This window comes from Bacillus sp. FSL W8-0770 (assembly GCF_038008705.1).
GTDB classification, from domain to species: Bacteria; Bacillota; Bacilli; order Bacillales; family Bacillaceae_G; genus Bacillus_A; species Bacillus_A cereus.
This window is the reverse complement of record NZ_JBBOZR010000001.1, coordinates 3,326,578-3,348,002: the sequence shown is the minus strand read 5'-3', so window position 1 is coordinate 3,348,002 and position 21,425 is coordinate 3,326,578. Positions and strand designations below refer to the sequence as shown.

Here is a 21,425-nt window from a genome sequence, read left to right as displayed (position 1 = left end):
TTTTTATCATTTTAGCCAAGAAGACTCCTATATTTAAGCGTGAATGGCATTTAAAATAGCAACTTTATTTGTAGTAAACAATACATAATTTTGTTTTACTGTTTTAATTAAAATACGGTCTGTTGTCCCATAAGCTGTTCCAATACGTATTACATCTACTTCTTCAACACCAGCATAGGTAGCATCTTCGGTAACCTCAATCACATCACGTAATGGAATTGTAATCTCCGCCAATTGCCATGAAATAATTAACTCTTCATTTGTTTTTTTTACATTAATGCCTAGCATTATACCAAGACCTTTCAATAATAATAATATGCTACACTTCTAATCTTATTATATAAATTTTTAGATTATTTATCTATATATAGGAATAGAATTTATTTCTATTTGTGAGCATCTTAATGATGTCAAACAAATAGAAGGATATAAAGTCTTTCTATTAAGAAATATGTTAAGAACAAAATTTTACTTCAAATTAATATGAATTTGATATGGTTGAGATATTATGAACGAGAAACAGTAAGAGTTGCAGGAAGGAAATGAATAATGAGACTTAAATTAGTAGGGATTTTCATTTGTGTAATTATGATGTTAGGTATCTTTATAATTTACACCAATCAATCTATTGGTAAAGAATCAGATAAGATGAACTATGAATCTCGTGAAAACTTCATAAATAAAGAGAAAGATAGTAGAGGAAAAAGGCAATCAAAATACAATGAAAGTTCTTTTGCTAGTATACAGGCTGTAGTTAATAAGGAATATGGATTACCCGAAGACTTAGTGGACAGGATTGTTACTGCATTAACAGATAAACCTAATGTGTAAATTATTCAGTGTTTATGAATTCTATTATTACTATTTAAAGCCTAATTTCTCAATGTATTGTAGAGAAATTAGGCTTTTTTTATCAATTCATTAAAGTTTTTATCATCCAAGGACTCAAGTTAATGATTATATTTTCAAGTATTCGTTTTGAGCTACATAGATATAGTTTTCGTTGCAACTGTTTGTTGAAATATTTTATCATGCTCAACAATAACCATTGTGGGATTAAATTGTTGAATAAGTTCTTCAATCTGCATGCGGGAATAGATATCTATAAAATTTAGTGGTTCGTCCCATATATATATATGAGCTTTTTCACATAAACTTTTAGCGATAAGCAGTTTTTTCTTTTGTCCACCAGAATAATGAGATATATCTTTTTCAAATTGAATTCGGTCAAAGTCCATCTTACTTAGGATGGACTTAAATAAGGTTTCATCAATCTTGTGCTCTTCAATAAAGCCTGATAGCGATCCCTTCAAATGAGAAGTATCTTGTTGGACATAGGAAATGATGAGTCCTGTACCTAAAGTAACTAAGCCTGTATGCTGTATCGGATGTCCTAGAATTAGTTTTAGGATACTACTTTTTCCGCTCCCATTCGTTCCATCAAGTACAATTCGGTCACCTTGTTCAACTATGAAGCTAATCGGCTCATTCACAATTTGATCATTGTACTTAACGGACACGTCAACTAAAGTAACCAATTCATTTGATTTAAATTGCAATTGTTCCAATTTTAATGACTCAGTTTTTTCCACATTTTTTAGTAATTTTGATTTTTCCTCAATAGCTTTTTGTTGCCTTGATTCAAGGTTTTTTGCTCTTTTCATCATCTTGGCTGCTTTATGTCCTACAAACCCCTTATCCAACTTAGAGCCTGAATTCCTCGTTCCATTTTTTGAAGCTTCCACGTCATGAGACCAACTTGCTGAACGTTTGGAAGACTGTTTTAATCGCCCTATGTCTTTTTGTAGACGCTCATTTGTAGCCTTCTCGTGTTCTTGCTGTCTATCAAAATTTAACTTCCAAGAAGAATAGTTACCACTTTGAACTTCAATATTTGCTCTATTAATAGATAGGATATGGTCAACGCACCCATCTAAAAAGATTCTGTCATGTGAAATTAAAATAAATCCTTTTTTCTTCCTTAGATAATCGGAGACTATCTTTCGTGCATCTGTATCTAAGTGATTTGTTGGTTCATCAATTAATAGAAATTGACCCGCATTTAAAAACAGTGCAGCAAGCAACACTTTTGTTTGTTCCCCATTTGATAATGTTTTAAATGGTCTGTACATGACCTCAGCATCAACATTTAAATAGGATATCTCACGTAGAAGTTCCCAATCTGCAGCTTGGGGACAAATTTCTTCAAGGATTTCATGAGTGAATTTGTTCTTATCTGAAACAGAGTAGGGGAAGTAATTGAATTCTACTGAAGCAAGGATTTTCCCGCTATACTCATAATTCCCTAACAATAAATTAAAGAATGTCGTTTTACCTCGTCCGTTTCTACCAATAAATCCTAGCTTCCAATCCGTATCTATTTGGAAGTTTACACTTTCAAAAATATTATCAAAGCTACCTGGGTATGAAAAAGTTAAGTCTTGGACCTTTATCATTGACATAATAATTCCTCCTTTATATATCGAAACGTTTCATATAAAGTCGGAACATCCATCCATTTTTTAATTCCTCTATATAAGTTTGATGGATATTAACGACTTATATAGAGCATTACATGTGTAACAATAGTATCTGAAGTACTCATTTTTCTCGCTCCTTTATTTGTGAAGTACATTTAACAATTAGTAAGTTTCAACTAAGACAAACGGGAATAAAAAAATCCCCCAATTTGTAATCGGAAGGATTAGTCTTTCGTCTATACTTAATAAGTACTTATTAATCATTTGAATCATGACAAATAAAGTATGAACTGAATTTTAAAAATGGATAGACTAACCCTATATTTTGTAGTTTGAAGTTATAAAATTCAACTTAAAATATAAATTAGTTAATCATTATTCATCCATCATTCCTTTCATAATTCTATTTTTAGAGTAACATTCTTTTTAGGGAGATGCAATATTAGCTTCAATTTCATCTAATTCTAAATCATTTATAATTCTTTGAGTAAGGAGATAAAACTTTACCGCCCTTTTTATAAACATCACATTTTTGTTCAATAGGTCATGTCTTTTGTCCGTTAAAAAGGGAGGATATGAAATTGACATCAACTTTTTGTGTAACTATAATAGTTACAGTTGGTTTCGTAAACTAATTTGAATTTCTATTTTAATGATAGTATATTTTCATTCCTTTTTAAGTGTGACAGATAGCAACTATAATCCAATAGAGGAGTAGATTCTATCTCATATGTAAAGAGTAGATAAGTTGTACCCGCCAAATTTACGATGCTCAAATACTTAAAAAATTACATTTTTCAGCTTATCCTTTTTAGAATCCTCAGTATTGATAATTGTAAACATCTACAAAAAGTTAATAAGATTGTTGTGTGTAGAAAGAAATCTTTTAAAAAGGTCATAATATGGATAATAGGTAGCACACATTTTAATTAGTAGGACTTGTGCCACCATCAAGCCATTTTTTAATAAAAGTATAGAAAAATCAAGAAGGTGAATCCATTGCGTAAACATGTATATGTGCAATTTTATGTATTGATATTGGCTTTAATAACTTATATAAGCTTTTGCTTTATATTTTTATTTGTTTTTCCGAATCATTATTTCGTATCAGATTTTAATATCCGACTATCATCTTTAGTCGTTGAAACTACTGTATTTATCTCATTACTGTATTCTATATTATTCCAAAAAATTAAGTTAGGAGTATTCTGGGTTTGCATTACTATTGCAATAGGGTGTTTTTTGATAGGGAATTTCATATCCGCTTTTCAAGTACTTAATGTAGAATTACCAATACAAAATTTTAATATTTCTGATGTATTTCTACTGTTTTTCTTATTCTTCTTTCTTTTTGCGTTCTTTTATAAAATTATGATGGAATGTAACAAATGGGAGAAAGCGTATTTACTTTGTGATTTATGCATTGTTGTTACTGCTATTTTTACATTAGAGTGGTACCTATTTAATAAACCATCTGCAAATATTTTATTCTTATCAATTGGAGATGTTTTTCTCTCATTTATTTTTCCGATTATAGATTTATTGCTTCTATTACTTGGAGTTACACTGATCTTTCGACCTGCTATTTTCAATGCAAAAAGTAAATTGTTTATTTTTATCCTAGTATTAACTGGATTGGCTATTACGGACTATTTGTATTTTTACTTACAAGGTGATTTGTCAGAGCGTTCAGTTATATTTTTAAGGTGTTTGTATAGAGTTTTCCTATTATTTATCGCTATTGCTGCTACAATCCCAAAGAATACTTCTTCTAAAAGAAATTATTTTATTATTAATCCGACATTTGGAGAGAAACTTCTTGGTATATTGCCTTATCTTGCAGTTGCAGTCTTAATTGGCTTTACTTTGAAAGAGCAAACTTCTTCAGCTACATTAATTACGGGAAATTGTATTGCTTTTGTATTTGTACTGATTCGTCATACAATCGTACGAATGCAAAACAAAGAGTTAACTAAAACATTAAAAGTGTTTAATAATCAATTAGAACAAACAGTATCTCAAAGAACAAGGGATTTAATAAATAAATCTAATGATTTAGTAAAAAATCAAGAGAGATTTAAGTCATTATATGAGTATCATCCGGATCCTATTTTAACGATTGATTCAAACGGTATCGTATTAAATATAAACCAGGCTGGAAGTATGTTATTAGGAAAAGAAAGTGCTGCATTGATAGGGAAAGAGTGCTTCTCTATTTTTTTAGATGAAGATAAATCTGAATTGGAAGCAGCTATAAAGAAAGGGAAACGATGTAGTTCATCTTCACTACAGTTACGTGTGAAAAATAACAATGAGAAGGATATACTCTTTTGGTATGTCACTATAGTTCCTATTATGATAGAAGGACAAACCTTTGGGAGCTATGTAATGGTAAAAGACATAACAAGGATGAAACAACAACAGGAAGAGATAAATTACCTTGCATTCCATGATACGGTGACGGAGATTGGAAATCGTATATTCTTCCAACAAGAATTAGATAGATCTATTAAGCGTGCACAAAAAACACAGGATAAGTTTGGGCTCCTGTATATTGATTTAAATCGCTTTAAGACTATTAATGATACATTGGGTCATTCGATTGGTGACAAGGTTTTAAAAGAAGTTGCCAAACGTTTTAGGACATGTCTGTCACCGACTATTCCTCTAGCAAGAATAGGTGGTGATGAGTTTGCGATCATTGTCCATAACCAAACAGAGCAACAGCTATTGGATTTGTGTAAAACTCTATTTCGTATAACTGAAGAACCATTTGTAGTAAATCAGCATAGTTTTTACTTATCTCTTAGTATAGGAATAGCAGTGTATCCATTTGGAGGAATAAATACTACTACACTTTTACAACACGCTGATATCGCTATGTATAGCGCAAAGGAAAAAGGTAACAATGCTGTTTGTATGTATGACGAGACATTATCTCAAAAAGTAACTCGTCGATTACGATTAGAACAGGATTTACCAAATGCAATTGAAAATAATGAGTTGTTTTTATTGTATCAACCACAAATTGATAGTAAGGCAGGTAAGGTTATTGGTGCAGAGGCTTTAATACGTTGGCAACATCCAGAGCTTGGGCTGATTTCTCCTTTTGAGTTTATACCTATCGCAGAAGAAACGGCGCAGATTATTTCAATTGGGAAGTGGACGTTACAGAAAGCGTGTCAACAACTGAAAGAATGGCATTCTGCGGGCTTTTCAAATCTAAAGATGGGGATAAATTTATCAGCTATAGAGTTTGAACAGAAAGATTTTGTTCAAACCATTATATCTACCATAGAAGAGATAGGAGTACCTGCTAATTCGATTGATTTGGAATTAACAGAGCGAATAGCAATGGTAGATGAAAAGGAAACCTTATCGAAGTTAAAAGCATTAAAATCATATGGTGTACATTTATCAATTGACGATTTTGGTACAGGTTATTCTTCATTAGCGTATCTGCCTCTTTATCCAATTGATACTTTGAAAATTCCAAGAGAATTTGTTAATAGGATTGGAACTTCTACTGATGGAGATGAAATTATACAAACCATTATTTCACTTGCTCATACTTTAAACATGAAAGTGATAGCAGAAGGGGTAGAAACGAAGGAACAATTAACAGTGTTACAACGTAATGCATGTTATCTAATTCAGGGCTATTACTACAGTAAACCTGTAAATGAAGATGAATTTATTGGTTTTTTAAGTACAATACAAAATGAATAAGTGAAAAATCAGTATATGTATGAAATAAAGTGAAAAGACGATCTATCCATATGGATTTGAACGTCTTTTCATTTTATTTTCAGTAGTTATGCAGCAAGGTTTCAGCCTTTGAAAGTAAAATAAGTATCTATATTCCTTGTATTTAGGGCTAATGGGATATGAGGTGAAAGTTGCTTCTTGTGAAACCGCATTAGGGACAGCTCGTATATTCTTAAAGCAATTTGAAAAAGCGGAAGAACATTTCAATCGTTCCATTGACCTTTTGCAAAAACATAATGAAGAAAAATTGATTTTAATAGTAAGGCATAATCTAGGACTATTATATGCAACTCAAAATTTATCTAAATTAGCAATTCGTCATTTATCAGAAGTCACAGAGAAGAATATTGCCCATTTTAAAGCAGTGTTCTTACAAGCGTGTGAACACTATAAGCTAAGAAAAACAAATATTGTAAAAGAACTTATTGAAAAAGGATTAGCAGTTTGTATGGAATTAGGAAATGAAGAGTATGTATATCATTTCAATATTTTACGTTCTCTTAATGAAGATGAAGCAATTAAACTCCTAGAAGAAGTGAAAAAAGTATTTCTTACTTCGAAAAGCAAGGTTTATGGGATTTCGTAGAAGAATATGCAGATCTAAAAAAGGAAGAAATTATACAATAATCACATGCTATCATTTTTAATAGCTAATTAACAAAAGGACTCCAATTATGGAGTCCCTTTGTTAATGGGATAATGCTTTAGTTTATCTAATTATAACAATATTTGTAAAAAGTGTAAAGGGGTCCTAGTTTGGAGGGGGAATTATTTAATCTTTTTTATTTAATAAAGGGATGATATTTAGTTATCTGCGCTTCTTAATTATGTTTTTTATCACAATTTGAAGTAAATTTCAGTTAATCTTATTTATTTTATAGGAATTATAAGTTATACTAAAAGTAGGTGCAAAATGTACCATTTGAAAAAGAGTGCATTGCAAAAAGGAATCCGTAAAGGATTCCTTTTTTGTTTCTTTTAAAATGAAGCAACGTTCTAATTATCTCTTTCTTTTTTTATGAATGAACTACCAATGTATAAATTTAAAAGGTATTTTTGGAAAATTGCCATATTCCTGTAACAAAACAAAGGTATGTTATGTGTGTTAAATATAAAGAGAAAGAAGGAAAAGTTGTGAAAAAAGTTTTGCCAATTGTTGCGTTATTAGGCATGATGAGTTTTGGAGTACAGGAAATGAATGTAAGAGCTGATACATACCACAAGGGCGATTCAAAAATTAGTTTTTGGGATTCGAAAAGAAAGGGTACTAATTTCATGAATAGTACGTCATTACCTGAAAACTATAAAAGTGCAAAAGAAGCTAATATTGAATATGTACGTTTAGCACCTGATAAATGGGCAAAAGATAAAGATTTTCTATTTGAGGATAAACCAGATACTTCTGGAAAGGATTTTCTGATAGGTAATGCAGATAACTATCGGGGATTAGTAAAGGAAGATCTAAAAAAATTAAAGGCGGATTTAGATGCCGCACAATCACAAGGAATGAAAGTCGTTCTTACAATGTTATCCTTACCTGGTGATCGATGGCGCCAATTTAATAATAATAAGAATGACGACAGAATATGGGAAGAAGAGAAGTATCAAGAACAAGCAAGTCAATTTTGGAAGGACCTCGCTCTGGAACTAAAAGATCACCCCGCGGTGGTTGGTTATAATATTATAAATGAACCACATCCAGAAACAGCTAAAAATAATAGATATAATGATTTTTGGACGGAAGATTACGAGAAATGGTATGCAAAAGTAAAAGGAACGACAGCTGATTTAAACAGATTTTATGAAAAGGTGATTAACTCCATTCGTGAAGTGGACAAAGAAACACCGATTATTTTAGATTCAGGTTTATATGCTACTCCATGGGCCTTTAAATATTTAAAACCAGTAGAGGATAAAAAAACACTATACGCATTTCATATGTATGAACCATATGAATTAACGAGCCAAGGTGAAAAACAAAACAAGGAATATCAATATCCAGGATTAGTAAAAGTAGGGGGTTTAGAGAAACCTGTAATGTGGAATAGACAGGGATTAGAGAAGTTTTTGAAGCCAATTCAACAATGGTCTAAGAAAAATCATGTACCATCTAATCGAATTATTGCAGAGGAGTTTGGAATTAACCGTACTGTTCCAGGTGTTACCCAATACATGCAAGATCTTATTTCTATCTTTAACCAAAAAGGATGGCATAAATCATTCTATGCATTCCGTGAAGACACATGGACAGGGATGAATTATGAATTGGGAACAGAAAAAATAAAATGGGATGAAGAGGGTAAACCGATGCGTCAAGATAATTCACTCTGGGATGTAATAAAAAAAGATTTACAAACGCGTAAATAGTTTAGAATATTAGGTTTAAGGACTAAATATAAGCATCTAATTCAAATAGAATTAGATGCTTTTTATTTCGAAAAAAGGTGGAGTTGAATTAAAGGTTCCATCTTTTCTTTTGCATAAAGGGTACCAATCAGGTTTATTTACAACGAAAAATAAGATTTTTAGAGAATAGCTTAGAAAAAATTGTGGAGGTTTAAACAAATGTGGTCACAATTGTTTAAACCTTTAAAGTAAAATGGAAGTTGGACAGTTGCTATACAGGCAGCAAATTTACAATATGTTTCGGCTGAGCCTTCGGGAAATATAATAGCAAATCGTAATGCAGTTAATGAATGGGAGAAATTCGAATTAATTCCGACTGGGGAATTATATACGTACGCTTTAAAAACTAAAAGTAATCGGAAGTATGTTTTGTTTGAGCCAAATGGTAGAGTAGTAGCAGATCGTACATCAATTGGTGCATGGGAAAAGTTTATCTTATATAATGGTGGAGACAATAGGATATATGTATTACAAGCACTAAGTAATAGTAGATATATATCAGCAAATGGTGGTAGAGAATTAACAGCTACTAGTTATGTAGCTGGAAGTTGGGAAAGATTTGTTATTGTATACTTCTAAACTTTGAAGTGTTATATATCTAAATGATAATGGCATGTTTAGTTGGTATAAATACCTAATACAATAAAGTTTTAAGCATGTAATACAAGTGTATATTAACGTGTAAAAGGGCTGCAAATAATTAGCAGTCCTTTTTGCATGGACTTACTGAGGTTATAATGAGAAGAAAAAGAACCCTATAGGGTTCTTTTTCAAGGCATATTAACAGTAAGGAGAATCATGAAATGCTACTTCAAATCTTTATTAGGGGAAAGATTTTGAAAAAGCTTAACATGTATTTATTTTTACATAAATGTAAGATGTAGTAAATTGATAATGTTTATACTTACTATTACTAATATTCAATTAAGATAGTTAATACTATTTATATAGTGTTAACTGGTGTATAGTACAGTATAGATTTAGAAATTTAATATTAGATTACATTTGTTAAAAAAGTTAATAGATATATTATTTCAAATTCTAACTAACATTTAAACGGTTTTAATTGAAATTGGTTGTGTATTAACCTTTATAAGCCAATAAAAGTAAATAAAATAAACAAAGACCCTGTAATAAATACAGGGCCGGATACAGGGTTAAGGGAACGCATAGTTTCTTAATATCATAGTAGCATATATTCTTTGTATAGCTACATGAGGATTTTGACAGAATTAAGAACAAGACAGAAAATCTGTAAGAAAGCAAATATAGTGCTGGAAATGTGATTTTAAATTAAGCTATAGGTATATTGAAATGGATGAAAACTCTTGAGTACCATGATTAAATTGCCTTTAATTATGAGGTTTAGGTTAGAGGGATAATTGGATCTTACTGAACAGAAAAAATGTTTTTTAGATTAAAAGAAGAAAAGACACCTTTTGGTTGTCTTTTCTTTAGGTAAACAGTTCACATATTGCTGAATTAGATACGAAACTATAATTCGACTACGAAGTAAATCCTAACATAATCTGAACAGAAAAAATATGTAATATTATATTTTTAGTTTTTAATTATTTTATTCAATATAGAGAAGCAACGTAAATAAAAGGGCATGCAGTCGTATCTGCAGCCCTTTTTAGGAGGAATTCAAGACACCATTAGGACACGTATCGGTAAACAGGTTCAAAAATAGTATGTGTGAAAAGAAAAAGTCCTATACCAAAAGTAGACAGGATCTTATCTTTTTTACATTTTTAAAAATGAAATGCTGTCCTTTTGAAATCAGTACAGCACACATTTGGTTTGTAATGAAATTAGAAAAAGTATACATGAAAATGGCAGACAACTATTTTGTTGCCTGCCGGTGCCAGTGGATTGAATGAGTTAGTCAATTCAATAAATTGTGCTATCTCATTACCAGAAGAGTGAAGCCGCTAGTTCAAACGGCTTAGACATAGTTTGTCTAATAAAGAAAAAATTATGAGTAGAAATTTTGTTTGCTCTATATGAAAAGATAAATAGATATTCATCAGACAAGGATAATTTAGCATATCTTGAATAGGGTGTAGGAACGAATTAAAGAAAGGGATATTTGTTTAGGAAGGGACTGACTCAGGAGTGGGACTTTCGGACAGGGTTTGGGGAGCGGTGATTGCCTTTGGCGTTGCGACTAATATCGTTGCTTGTATAATGGCAGTATACATTCAAAAATATGAGCTAATGATAAATCATCTTACAAATATTTTATTTTTAATAATTATCTCTTTAACGTTTATAAAGATGAAAATTAACAGATGGGTGGCTTTAGGATTTACATTAGTTGTAATAGAGAAAGGTATTAAAGCGGGCTATGACTTCTACACACATAATTATTATAGTGTCAGTTGGAGTTTAGCTATCATTGTCTATTGCATATACGAGATGGAAAAGTATCATATTGAAATAAACGAATAGGCGCAACAAAAAGGTGTTAGTAGGTGGAATTCTTTTTAAAATACTATAAAAAAGACACTACAAGAGTGTCTTTTTTTTGAAAATACTCTATAATTAACTTTGGGGAAGGTAATGTTAGAGTATTCGTTTAGCATTATCTTTATATTTGATAAACCATGAAATCGAAAGATTTTGTGGTTTATTTTATGAACAATAGATATTACAGTATTGGCAGTGAGTTATTAATCATTTTAAGCATTAGGGGAGAATGGATTAAAAGTCTAACATCGAATAACGGTTCCGGAATATAGTGTTGCGAAATGATCTCCCATATCCCAAACGGTACTTGCCTGTATATAGCCCTTAAAGCCTTCTGAAGAATAATAAATCTTTTTTGGTATACTTTCTTTAGTTTGGAAATGTGCTTTAGAGTACTTTACATAATGGTTTTTAACAACTTTTGCTTCTGGAACAATAGTGTTTTTTTGTTCCAATTTTGGCCTAGCACTAGAAGGTGGTATGAATTTTACATTGTCTTGGTAATTAGGATCTAAGGTGTCAGCTTGTACACTGTGTGACGAAACAAAGGTGCTTAGACTACTTCCCGCGATTAAAGTTGCAAATACTAACTTTGAGAATTTTGTTAATCTACTCATTCTATAATCTCCTTTTTATTATTTTGTAAGGTATCTCCTTACACCTCACAGTCTATATCCACTACAAAAGGGTGTACATACATATTGATAGACAAAATTCTACAAAATACCGCATGTTTTTGGGATTTATGTATAATAATCCAATGTCTAATAATCTATTAAAAGTAAAAAGGTAGGTCTTATATAAAAGAAAATGAATAATTTATGCAGGTAATGTATATGGGATTATTGTTTAAATATTCTAAAATGAGTTGATAAAGATGTTGGTAGGTTTTTTGGAAAACAAATAATTCCCTAGGTGAAATTTGGAAGGAAGATTCTCTGTTAGAGTTTTTATAAGGGAATTCATTTTCGTAGATTCAAAATGCAAAAATAACTAAAAGAGCAAGTGTTTCAATGGGTAAAAAGCTATGTTGAGTCTTTTTTCTCTGTCGGTGGTCGTCTAATCAATGAAATGACGGATGCTTATGATAGTTTGTGTCTAGCAACATTCGCGTATAAACGAATGAATTAAGAAAAGGGTGAAATATTGGATAACTCGAAATGGATGCCTTTAAGTAATGTTGATGAGGAAATTTGGATAGGAGCAAGAGTTAGGTTGTACAATGTTGGTATGAATAGAGAAGATAAAGAAAATAATTTCTATGAATATATTATTTCTTATATCTACGACAACACTAACTACTTACAACTAACTAATTTAACAACAGGAAAAGCAGGTTATATTATTTGTGTCATTGAAAAAGAATTACCAAATAATTATGCTTTGGGCAGAACATTAAAGCAAAGAATAGGTTTAGAAAATACCTATTTTAGATTTGAATAATCAACAAATAAGGGAAGCACCAACTCTAAGGTGTCTTCCCTTATTTTATACTTTTTATCAATAATCAATATTAATAGAGCCTAAATAAAAAAGTGAGAAAAATGATAAACACTCTTCTCACTTTCATCAATTAGGGTGGCATATACATAAATATGCGTTTGGGTGGATTTTAGATGAAAAATCCACATGCATAGTATAACAAAAAAATTATGGCTTTTCGCATGTAATATTGCATATGAAAAATAGTAAAATTTTAAATTTTAATATTAACAACTTATATATATGTGTTACAATGTAATTCTCTAATTTATTTTATTCTCCTATTTAGAATTTATAGTTTAGTGATTCAATAATACAAAAGTGGTTGTAATAAATAGATAAAACGATGAAATAATACAGTTAGAATGGTTAAAAGGCAGTTAAATATAAGTATTAAAAGAAATAAATTTACTTATTTATGTTTAGTGAATGTATTATGGTAAGAATTTCATCCGATTGGATTAGCGCTAAACTAGATTTTTATCCAAACAAATCCAATAATTATTTTTTAAATGAAGTATATGTTGCATCAAGTTTATTTGGAATAATTCGTAGTCTAATAATTGCTGAATCTAGAAAAATAACATATTCGAAAGGAGAGCAGATAAAACTCTGTCTGTGAAAATTAAATCTCTAAATTATAAAGTACGGATAATAGGATGTAATTGTGGTTTCATTTCGAATGGTACCATAAATGAATGTGGAAAAGTAAAGGAGAAAAATTTAAATAAACTATATAAGTAGTAAAAATGAAAAGGAGAAGTAGCTAGTGTTTAATATAAAAGAAAGATTGGGGCAAATAAAGCTTAAAACGAAGTTGTCTATGGCATTTATAGCAATATTAATTATACCAAGCCTTATCGTAGGAGTATCATCTTATAATAAAGCAAAAACAGATCTTAATGAAACAATTCTACAATCAGCAAAAGATAATATAAGTATTTTAGATAAGATTGTTGATGATGAATTAGAAAATAAGCATACAGATATCACTCATTTTGCAAAGGTACTCACACAAGGGGATTATAATCCTGAACAATCGCAAAATGTACAGAATAAATTTGATCAATATATACAGTTACATCCAGAGATAGAAACGATTTATACGGCATCCAGTAACAATCAATTTATTCATGCACCTGTTGGAAAAATACCAGAAGGGTTTAATCCGTTAGAAAGTAGTTGGTATAAGGATGCAGTAAAAGCAAATGGAGAGATTATTGTTTCATCTCCCTATAAATCAAAGTCTACAGGAAATATGGTAATTGCAATTGCAAAGCAGAATGCAGATAAAAGTGGTGTCATTGGCGTAGATTTGAATATTAAAGATATCGTAAAAACATCCAAAATGATAAAAATTGGGAAGCAAGGATTTGTATCTATAGTTAGTCAAGATAAAACTATAGTTGTTCATCCATCACTAAAACCTGGAGAGAAATTAGATAAAACTTTAGTGGATGAATTGTACAAGACAGAAGATGGAGTAATTACTTATAGCCTCAATGGTGAAGATCGAAACATAAGCTTTAAGACAAATAAAAAAACAGGTTGGAAAATAGCTGGCGTAATGCCTACGAAAGAAATTGAAGAAGCTACCAATCCTATTTTTTATAAAACGCTCACTATAATAGGTGCTTCATTATTGTTAGGTGGAATTGTAATTCTATTCATACTCAAATCTATAATTACTCCACTAAGACAATTAGTCATTTCAGCTCAAAGAATTAGTCAAGGAGATTTAACCGAGAAAATAGATATTCGTTCAAAGGATGAACTTGGTCAATTAGGTGGTAGTTTCAATACAATGGCAGAGTCGTTACGTAATATTATTTCTCAAATTAACACATCTGCAGGACATGTAGCTGCGTCTTCTGAGGAACTAACTGCTAGTGTAGAGCAAGCAAGTGTTGCGACAGAACAAATTACAAAAGAGATGGAAGAAATCTCGAACAGTGCAGAGGTTCAAAATAATGAAGTTGAGTCTGGAGCTGAATTAATTGGTGAGGTAACACGAAATATTCAATACGTAGCTGAGAATGCTTCTGAAGTATCGGCTTCATCCATATACACTAAACAAAAAGCCAATGAAGGTGAACAATTAGTAGAACAAACTGTAACACAAATGCAGTCTATCCATCACTCTGTTTCTCAATCCGATAATGTCATAAAATTATTAGATAAGAAATCACAGCAAATTGGCAGTATATTAGAAGCGATTCAAAATATTGCGGAACAAACAAATTTATTAGCATTAAATGCAGCGATTGAAGCAGCTAGAGCTGGGGAACAGGGGAGAGGGTTTGCAATTGTTGCTGATGAAGTTAGAAAGTTGGCGGAGCAATCATCCGAATCTTCAATGGAAATTGGAAGTTTAATTAAGGAAATACAAGCAGACGTACATGAGACTGTAAAAGCTATGAATGAAGTAGGCGTAGAAGTACAGTCGGGAATTAAGGTTGCGAATGATACAAAACAAAGTTTTTATGAGATTTCAAAATCTGCAAATGATATTGTATCAAAAGTGCATGGTATGGTAGAACTATCAAATAAAATGACAACTGATGCAATGAAAGTTGATACATCGATTGATCAAATAGCTATGGCTGTAAAAGAAAATTCTTCAAGTATGCAAACGATAGCTGGTTCATCTGAGGAACAACATGCTTCTATGGAAGAGATAAATTCTTCAGCAATACAATTAGCACAGATGGCGGAAGAACTTCAAGAGTTAATTGGTGGATTTAAGATTTAAGTTGAGATTCTAGGAGAGAATGCTAGAATCTTGTTACAGAGTGGAAATGAAAAATCTTATAACATAGTAAATAAGTATAATATGTACTCTCTATGCGTATTGAACAGGCAGATAAGCCATTTAAAAACCCTCCATTTGGAGGGTTTTTAAATACATTTACATTAAATTTTTGGTGGTGCACCACTATAATCGCCAACACTATATGAAGGAGCAGGATAATGCCCATGAGTAGCAAGCTGATCTGTTTTAGAAAACTGAAAAATTCCCACCGTTAATACCCCAATAAAAGCAATGCCTGATAATAATAAGCTAATTTTTTTCATTATTTTAACACTCCTTTTGCGATTGATTTTTGTCTTGCTTGATAACAAATATGGAAATAGTCACTTACTTTTTGGTGGTTCTCTAATTGTCTACATTTTGTGGCAAATAATTCGGCGTATTCGACAACATATTCCCATAATTCTTCTTCCTCAAAGTATAAGATTCCTTCTTGAATGATTTTTTCTAATTCTTCCAATGGAATATTTTCGTTTAATTTTTTTAAAATAGAGAAGTGGTGTGTGTATTCTTCGTTATGAATTTCTCTGCAAATCTGTAGACCCTTATCAATGAGTTGGCTGGCCGTTGATTGTTCTCCTAACTTATAATGTTCCTTAGCTTGTAGGAAGATGGCCTTGAAGTGTGTAGGGATTTTCTCTGTTACTTCTGAAAGGTGACGAATAGCTAAAGTAGACATACTTTGATCAGAATACAGCCACCCCATAGTATTTTTTACGTATAACAAGGAATCTTCTTCCCTATTTTTTTGTAGTAAATCAATTGCACAATGTAGATATTCTTCTGCTTGTTCGTACTGTTTTAAATAGATGCAGCAACCACCTAGCAAACTATTACAAAAGGCTGTTTTTACTTCATAACCTTCGTACTTTGAAAAGATTGCTCTCGATTTATTTGCGTATTCGATAGAAGCGAGATTGTTATAGGTATGGTGATAGAAAGTAGCAATTCTATAGTAAAATTCGGCGTGTTCAATTTCATCTGGTATAGCTACCAATATTTTTTCTGCTAGTTTATAATGTTCCTCTGCCTCAGTATAATTTGATATAAAAGTGGAATGAATGGATTTGAAAAAATGATAATAGAATTGTAGAAATTGATCTGTAGGCATATCATAATCGCTAATAGTATCAAAACTATTTTGTTGAATACCAAGGCTATCTGTTAAGACCTTGTAACGAAATTCGAGTAGTGAATAGTATAGTAACAAATTTTGATCCTGATGCTCTTGATTCGGTTCAATGCTTAACTTATTAATTTTTTCATCAATTTTCTTTTTTAGATTAGTAGCTTTTATAACTTGCTGAGATAGCATAGATCGATACCAGTCGTTCAATAGAGAGGTTAATTGCTCATTTCCTTTTACTGAGACACTCATAATATACGCCCCCATTTTCTAAAAAAATCCTAATCCAATTTAATTATAAACATCATAACAAAATAGAAGAAAAAATGGAGTGATATTACAATATTTTTCAAGAAAATTCATAAAAAACAATCAATTTGTGTCGAATATACGTAGAATAAAACATCCAAAAATAATCAAAAGATGATATGAGTCTTTATACGTTCTATTAGGTGAACTAAGAAACTGTGATTGAAGATTTATGAAATCTCTTTTTCTTAAAACGATCAATTATGTGTTAATTTTTAGATTATTTTATCGGATAAATATAGTATGTATCACCACCAAATGTATAAATCTTGCGTATGTAATAAGAAGAGAATAAAGGAAATAAAAAAGAACTTGTAAGAATTCCTACAAGTTCTTTTTTAGATAATGTAAAAGGTGAAACAGACTATGTCATTATTTGTAATAGTAAAATTATCTTATGTATGGTTTTGTTTTATTTTATCATTTTAGCCAAGAAGACTCCTTCCTCAAGGAGCGTGAAGGGTCACAGTCCAGTGAGTAGGCGGGAGATGAATTGGCCTCGAACAAGAGATGGCAGGAAGCCATCTTAATTGTTCGACATATAGAAAGTATTACTCTACTATCTATCGAATATATGTTTGGTGTATAATAGTCATATACCGAAATGGAGGTGAATCAAATAATGATTAATAAAGCCTATAAGTTTCGTATCTATCCAAATCAAGCACAAGCAATTCTAATCAACAAAACGATTGGGTGTTCTCGCTTTGTATTCAATCATTTTCTATCCTTATGGGATCACGCATACAAAGAGACAGGAAAAGGCTTGACCTATGGTATATGCTCTGCCAAACTACCTGCCATGAAGAAAGAGCTTGTTTGGCTAAAAGAAGTGGATAGTATTGCGATTCAGTCGTCTGTTCGCAACCTTGCGGATGCTTATACGCGCTTTTTCAAAAAACAAAACAGCGCACCGCGCTTTAAATCTAAGAAGAACAACGTACAATCTTATACCACAAAACAAACAAATGAAAACATTGCCGTTGTAGGGAACAAAATAAAGTTGCCGAAACTAGGCCTTGTTCGATTTGCCAAAAGCCGTGAAGTACAGGGACGTATTTTAAATGCTACGGTTAGACGCAACCCTTCTGGTAGATATTTTGTGTCACTATTAGTTGAAACAGAAGTACAAGAACTTCCGAAAACACATTCTTACATTGGAATAGATGTAGGACTAAAAGATTTCGCTATTTTGTCAGATGGAACACACTATGAAAATCCGAAATTTTTCCGATCATTAGAAGATAAGTTGGCGAAAGCACAGCGTGTTCTTTCTAGAAGAATGAAAGGATCTTCTCGCTGGAATAAACAACGAGTAAAGGTAGCTAGAATTCATGAATACATATCAAATACTAGAAAAGATTACTTGGACAAAATTTCAACTGAAATCATCAAAAACCACGATGTTATCGGTATAGAGGATTTGCAAGTATCGAATATGTTAAAGAATCATAAGTTAGCAAAAGCAATTAGTGAGGTATCTTGGTTGCAATTTCGATCAATGTTAGAATACAAAGCAAAATGGTATGGCAAACAAGTCATTGTCGTATCGAAAACATTTGCTTCCAGCCAATTATGTTCTTGTTGTGGATATCAAAATAAAGACGTTAAAAATCTAAACCTACGTGAATGGGACTGTCCTTCTTGTCGTACACACCATGATAGGGATATTAACGCAAGTATCAATCTAAAGAGTGAAGCGATAAGGCTTCTAACCGCAAGGACTGCGGGGTTAGCCTAATCAATTAGAGTTCGATAGAACTCTTTACTTAGGAATCCCTCACTTCTAAACGAAGTGAAAGTGGGGGTAGTTCAAAGAAGATGTACTATATTGAAGATTTGTTCTTATTGTTGATTAAAGGGAAATTTAAGAATGGTAAGGGGAAAGTGCATAAAAGAGAAAGTCTCCTTTATTTATTCTGAAAAGATAATTCAAAAAGCTATTTGTGTATAGAATAAGCTATGCATAAATTCATCAACATTGGTGATAATAAATAAGAGAATCAATATATAAGCATAAACTTGTTAAAGCTCAGTGTAATTCTATAAATAGTAGATGTAATCATCTGAAAAATAACATTATTTACTTTTCGAGTAGGATAAGTAGAAAAAAAGGAAGTTTTTCTTTGAAGAAAGCTCTTTTGACAGGAATAGATTTTTTCATAACTAGAACAAATAAATTAATAATCACATATACTGTATTGTCGTTAAAGCAAGACATTATTTTCTCAGAACAAGGGAATCACTAGAAAAATACGTGATTCCTTTATTCTTCAATATAATGTCAATAGTTGATTTGAAATAACCGAAGAAATAAAATTTTTGTTAATGGACAATCACATAATTTTAGGTATAGTAGGTTTATAATTTAGACTATAAAAATTAATGTATCTTTTATTATTTTAACCAAGAAGACTCCCTCCATAAGGAACTCACAGCAAGTATGGGTAAGTGGGAGTAGTTCAAAGCATGCAATATTGTTTGATTTGGCTAATACATAGATTTCTCATCTCAGAACTGGTGTAAGAATTATAATGTTTATACCATTCTATTGTATTTTCTAAAGTCTGTTGTAGGGACCATTTTGGCTGCCAATTAAGATTGAATTTTGCTTTGCTAATGTCAAGGTTTAGTAAATTTGCTTCATGAAAATTTATTGGACCTATATTTTCTGCTGTCCAATCCCCGCAGCTCCAAATATCTAGTAAACTGGTCACTAATTTTTCTACTGAAACAATATTGCTTAGGGATGGCCCGAAGTTCCATGCTCCTGAAAAAAGGATACCATTATTTATAATTTTTTCTGTAAGGAGTAAATACCCGCTTAAAGGTTCTAGTACATGTTGCCAGGGTCTAATAGCAGTAGGATTTCTAATAATAATCTTTTTGTTTGATTCTAATGCTCGTATACAATCGGGAATAATTCTATCTATTGACCAATCACCACCACCAATTACATTACCAGCTCGAACACTTGCAATTATTTTCTTGTGTTGAGAAAATTTTTCTTCTGAAAAGTAAGAATTACGATAGGAAGAAATTAAAAGTTCGCAGCATCCTTTGCTTGAGCTATATATGTCATGGCCGCCCATAGGGTCAATTTCACGATAACCCCAAGGCCATTCTTTATTCTCATAGCACTTGTCACTTGTCACCATAATTCCTATTTTAGCTGATTCATGTAATCGAATTGCCTCTAGTACATTCATAGTTCCTACAACGTTTACCTCGTATGTTTCTCTAGGATATTCATATGAATACTTAACTAGAGGTTGGGCAGCTAAATGGAATACAATTTCAGGTTTATAATCTGTAAAAACCTTATTTAATTTATTAAAATCTCTAATGTCTCCACGAATATCAATTATATTATTTTGAAGGTTAGTAATGTTAAAGTTATCATTTTTATTTTTAGGATCTAATGAATATCCGATTACAGCAGCACCTAATTCATTCAACCATAGGGATAACCAAGAACCTTTAAAACCAGTATGTCCAGTAATTAAAATTCTTTTTCCGTAAAAAGCATTATTAAAGTTTTGGTTTAACAATTAGTCCACCTCCTTTAGTACCCTATTTTTAGGGGGTTAGGTATAAATGTTTATTATTTTTATACCAATTAACAGTTTTTATAATTCCTTCTTCAATATTAATTCTAGGTTCCCAGGAAAGAGAGTTTTTTATTTTTTGCACATCCGCTTCAGGAACCCATCTTTCATTTGTTCTAGAGGAAATTGCACCGTAATTTGGTCTGGAATTGGTTTTCAAATGTTTGAATAATAATTCTACATAATGTTTCAAGGGGTGAATAGTGCCGCTCCCAATATTAAAGATTTCATTTTGTACAGTAGTATTTTCTACTGCTAGGATACAGGCATCTATTACATTTTCTATATAACAATAATCTCTTAATTGATTACATAAAGTTAAATTTACATCTTTGTTTTGTAATACTCGCAAGATTATATAGCTAAAAATTTTATGCGGCTCTTCGCCTTCTCCGAATATGCCAAAAGGTCTTAATGTTATAAGATTAATATTGTTTTCGCTAGCAATTTGATGGGCCAGTATAGTAGCAGCAGCTTTGGTACTTCCATAGATGTCCACAGGAGTTAGTAACATATTTTCATGAATAGGTTCCATCTTGTTACCGTATTCAGAACTACTCCCAAAATTGATGATTTTTTTACAATTCACCAATTTTGCTGCTTGAATAATGTTACAAGTCCCTATAACATTTGTTTCTATAGCATGGATGTAATCTGTATGGGCAGAATTTACACCATAGGCTGCCAGGTGAAAGATATAATCGGGATTAATTTTCTTTATTGCATCTTGTACTTGTTTTTTATCTCGTATATCTATTTCATAGGTTTCAATATATTTTAGAATATCCTTTAGTCTCCAAGAGTTTGATGGTGTTCTTATGAAAAGAACAATTTTTGCTTGTAAATTTAAAAGTCTTCGTGCCAAGTGAGAACCAATAAAACCGTATCCACCAGTAATAAGGAAAGTTTTATTTTTAAATGAAGCAATCATAGTGATAATCTATCCTTTATTAAGATGTATT

General features: G+C 31.4%; 14 protein-coding genes and 2 pseudogenes. 9 read left to right on the top strand and 7 right to left on the bottom strand.

Annotated elements, in window-relative coordinates:
* Positions 1–33 precede the first annotated feature (33 nt).
* Positions 34–288 carry a SunI/YnzG family protein gene (locus tag NST27_RS17220; RefSeq protein WP_000900695.1) on the bottom strand — a complete coding sequence of 85 codons (255 nt, stop codon included), beginning with the start codon at positions 286–288 and terminating at the stop codon, positions 34–36.
* Positions 289–549: 261 nt separating this feature from the next.
* Between NST27_RS17220 and NST27_RS17215 the strand changes: the two are divergent.
* A pseudogene (locus NST27_RS17215) lies at positions 550–783 on the top strand (hypothetical protein); the annotation flags it as partial.
* A gap of 200 nt (positions 784–983) precedes the next feature.
* Here NST27_RS17215 and NST27_RS17210 read toward each other — a convergent pair.
* Positions 984–2,462: an Lsa family ABC-F type ribosomal protection protein gene (locus NST27_RS17210; RefSeq protein ID WP_000061795.1), complete on the bottom strand. Its 1,479-nt coding sequence runs from the start codon at positions 2,460–2,462 to the stop codon at positions 984–986.
* A gap of 1,017 nt (positions 2,463–3,479) precedes the next feature.
* Between NST27_RS17210 and NST27_RS17205 the strand changes: the two genes are divergently transcribed.
* The 5 genes and pseudogenes from NST27_RS17205 to NST27_RS17185 all read left to right on the top strand — a co-directional run bounded on the left by NST27_RS17205 (position 3,480) and on the right by NST27_RS17185 (position 11,108).
* Positions 3,480–6,209 carry a sensor domain-containing protein gene (locus NST27_RS17205; protein WP_047386593.1) on the top strand — a complete coding sequence of 910 codons (2,730 nt, stop codon included), beginning with the start codon at positions 3,480–3,482 and terminating at the stop codon, positions 6,207–6,209.
* A gap of 151 nt (positions 6,210–6,360) precedes the next feature.
* The gene (locus tag NST27_RS17200; RefSeq protein WP_047386592.1) at positions 6,361–6,834 is read left to right on the top strand and encodes a tetratricopeptide repeat protein; all 474 of its coding nucleotides are present in this window, start codon (positions 6,361–6,363) and stop codon (positions 6,832–6,834) included.
* Between the two features lie 512 nt (positions 6,835–7,346).
* A complete protein-coding gene (locus NST27_RS17195) occupies positions 7,347–8,615 on the top strand; it encodes a glycoside hydrolase family 5 protein (protein ID WP_001986412.1) in 1,269 nt (422 codons plus the stop codon).
* Between the two features lie 231 nt (positions 8,616–8,846).
* A pseudogene (locus NST27_RS17190) lies at positions 8,847–9,233 on the top strand (fascin domain-containing protein); the annotation flags it as partial.
* Positions 9,234–10,772: 1,539 nt separating this feature from the next.
* A complete protein-coding gene (locus NST27_RS17185; protein WP_000524435.1) occupies positions 10,773–11,108 on the top strand; it encodes a hypothetical protein in 336 nt (111 codons plus the stop codon).
* 260 nt (positions 11,109–11,368) lie between these two features.
* Here the strand turns inward: NST27_RS17185 and NST27_RS17180 are convergent, their stop codons facing one another.
* Entirely contained in the window at positions 11,369–11,743 is a 375-nt protein-coding gene (locus NST27_RS17180; RefSeq protein ID WP_000088961.1) for a hypothetical protein, read from the bottom strand.
* Positions 11,744–12,290: 547 nt separating this feature from the next.
* On the opposite strand from NST27_RS17180, the gene NST27_RS17175 reads away from it, so the two are divergent.
* Both NST27_RS17175 and NST27_RS17170 read left to right on the top strand, forming a co-directional pair.
* Complete coding sequence (locus NST27_RS17175; protein ID WP_033689314.1) at positions 12,291–12,569, top strand: hypothetical protein; 279 nt, start codon at positions 12,291–12,293, stop codon at positions 12,567–12,569.
* Positions 12,570–13,377: 808 nt separating this feature from the next.
* Positions 13,378–15,360, top strand: a complete 1,983-nt coding sequence (locus NST27_RS17170) for a methyl-accepting chemotaxis protein (protein WP_000481860.1) — start codon at positions 13,378–13,380, stop codon at positions 15,358–15,360.
* A 161-nt stretch (positions 15,361–15,521) separates the two neighbouring features.
* On the opposite strand, the gene NST27_RS17165 is transcribed toward NST27_RS17170, so the two are convergent.
* Together NST27_RS17165 and NST27_RS17160 are read right to left on the bottom strand one after the other, a co-directional pair.
* On the bottom strand, positions 15,522–15,683 hold the full coding sequence (locus NST27_RS17165) for a hypothetical protein (RefSeq protein ID WP_000724108.1): 162 nt from the start codon (positions 15,681–15,683) through the stop codon (positions 15,522–15,524).
* Complete coding sequence (locus tag NST27_RS17160) at positions 15,683–16,798, bottom strand: Rap family tetratricopeptide repeat protein (protein ID WP_000116962.1); 1,116 nt, start codon at positions 16,796–16,798, stop codon at positions 15,683–15,685. The genes NST27_RS17165 and NST27_RS17160 overlap by 1 nt, the downstream gene beginning before the upstream one ends.
* A gap of 679 nt (positions 16,799–17,477) precedes the next feature.
* Here NST27_RS17160 and tnpB point away from each other — a divergent pair.
* The gene (tnpB, locus tag NST27_RS17155; protein WP_146738449.1) at positions 17,478–18,596 is read left to right on the top strand and encodes an IS200/IS605 family element RNA-guided endonuclease TnpB; all 1,119 of its coding nucleotides are present in this window, start codon (positions 17,478–17,480) and stop codon (positions 18,594–18,596) included.
* 721 nt (positions 18,597–19,317) lie between these two features.
* Here the strand turns inward: tnpB and rfbG are convergent.
* The gene (gene rfbG / locus NST27_RS17150; RefSeq protein ID WP_000934339.1) at positions 19,318–20,406 is read right to left on the bottom strand and encodes a CDP-glucose 4,6-dehydratase; all 1,089 of its coding nucleotides are present in this window, start codon (positions 20,404–20,406) and stop codon (positions 19,318–19,320) included.
* Positions 20,407–20,434: 28 nt separating this feature from the next.
* Complete coding sequence (locus NST27_RS17145) at positions 20,435–21,394, bottom strand: NAD-dependent epimerase/dehydratase family protein (protein ID WP_000561952.1); 960 nt, start codon at positions 21,392–21,394, stop codon at positions 20,435–20,437.
* Between the last annotated feature and the right edge of the window lie 31 nt (positions 21,395–21,425).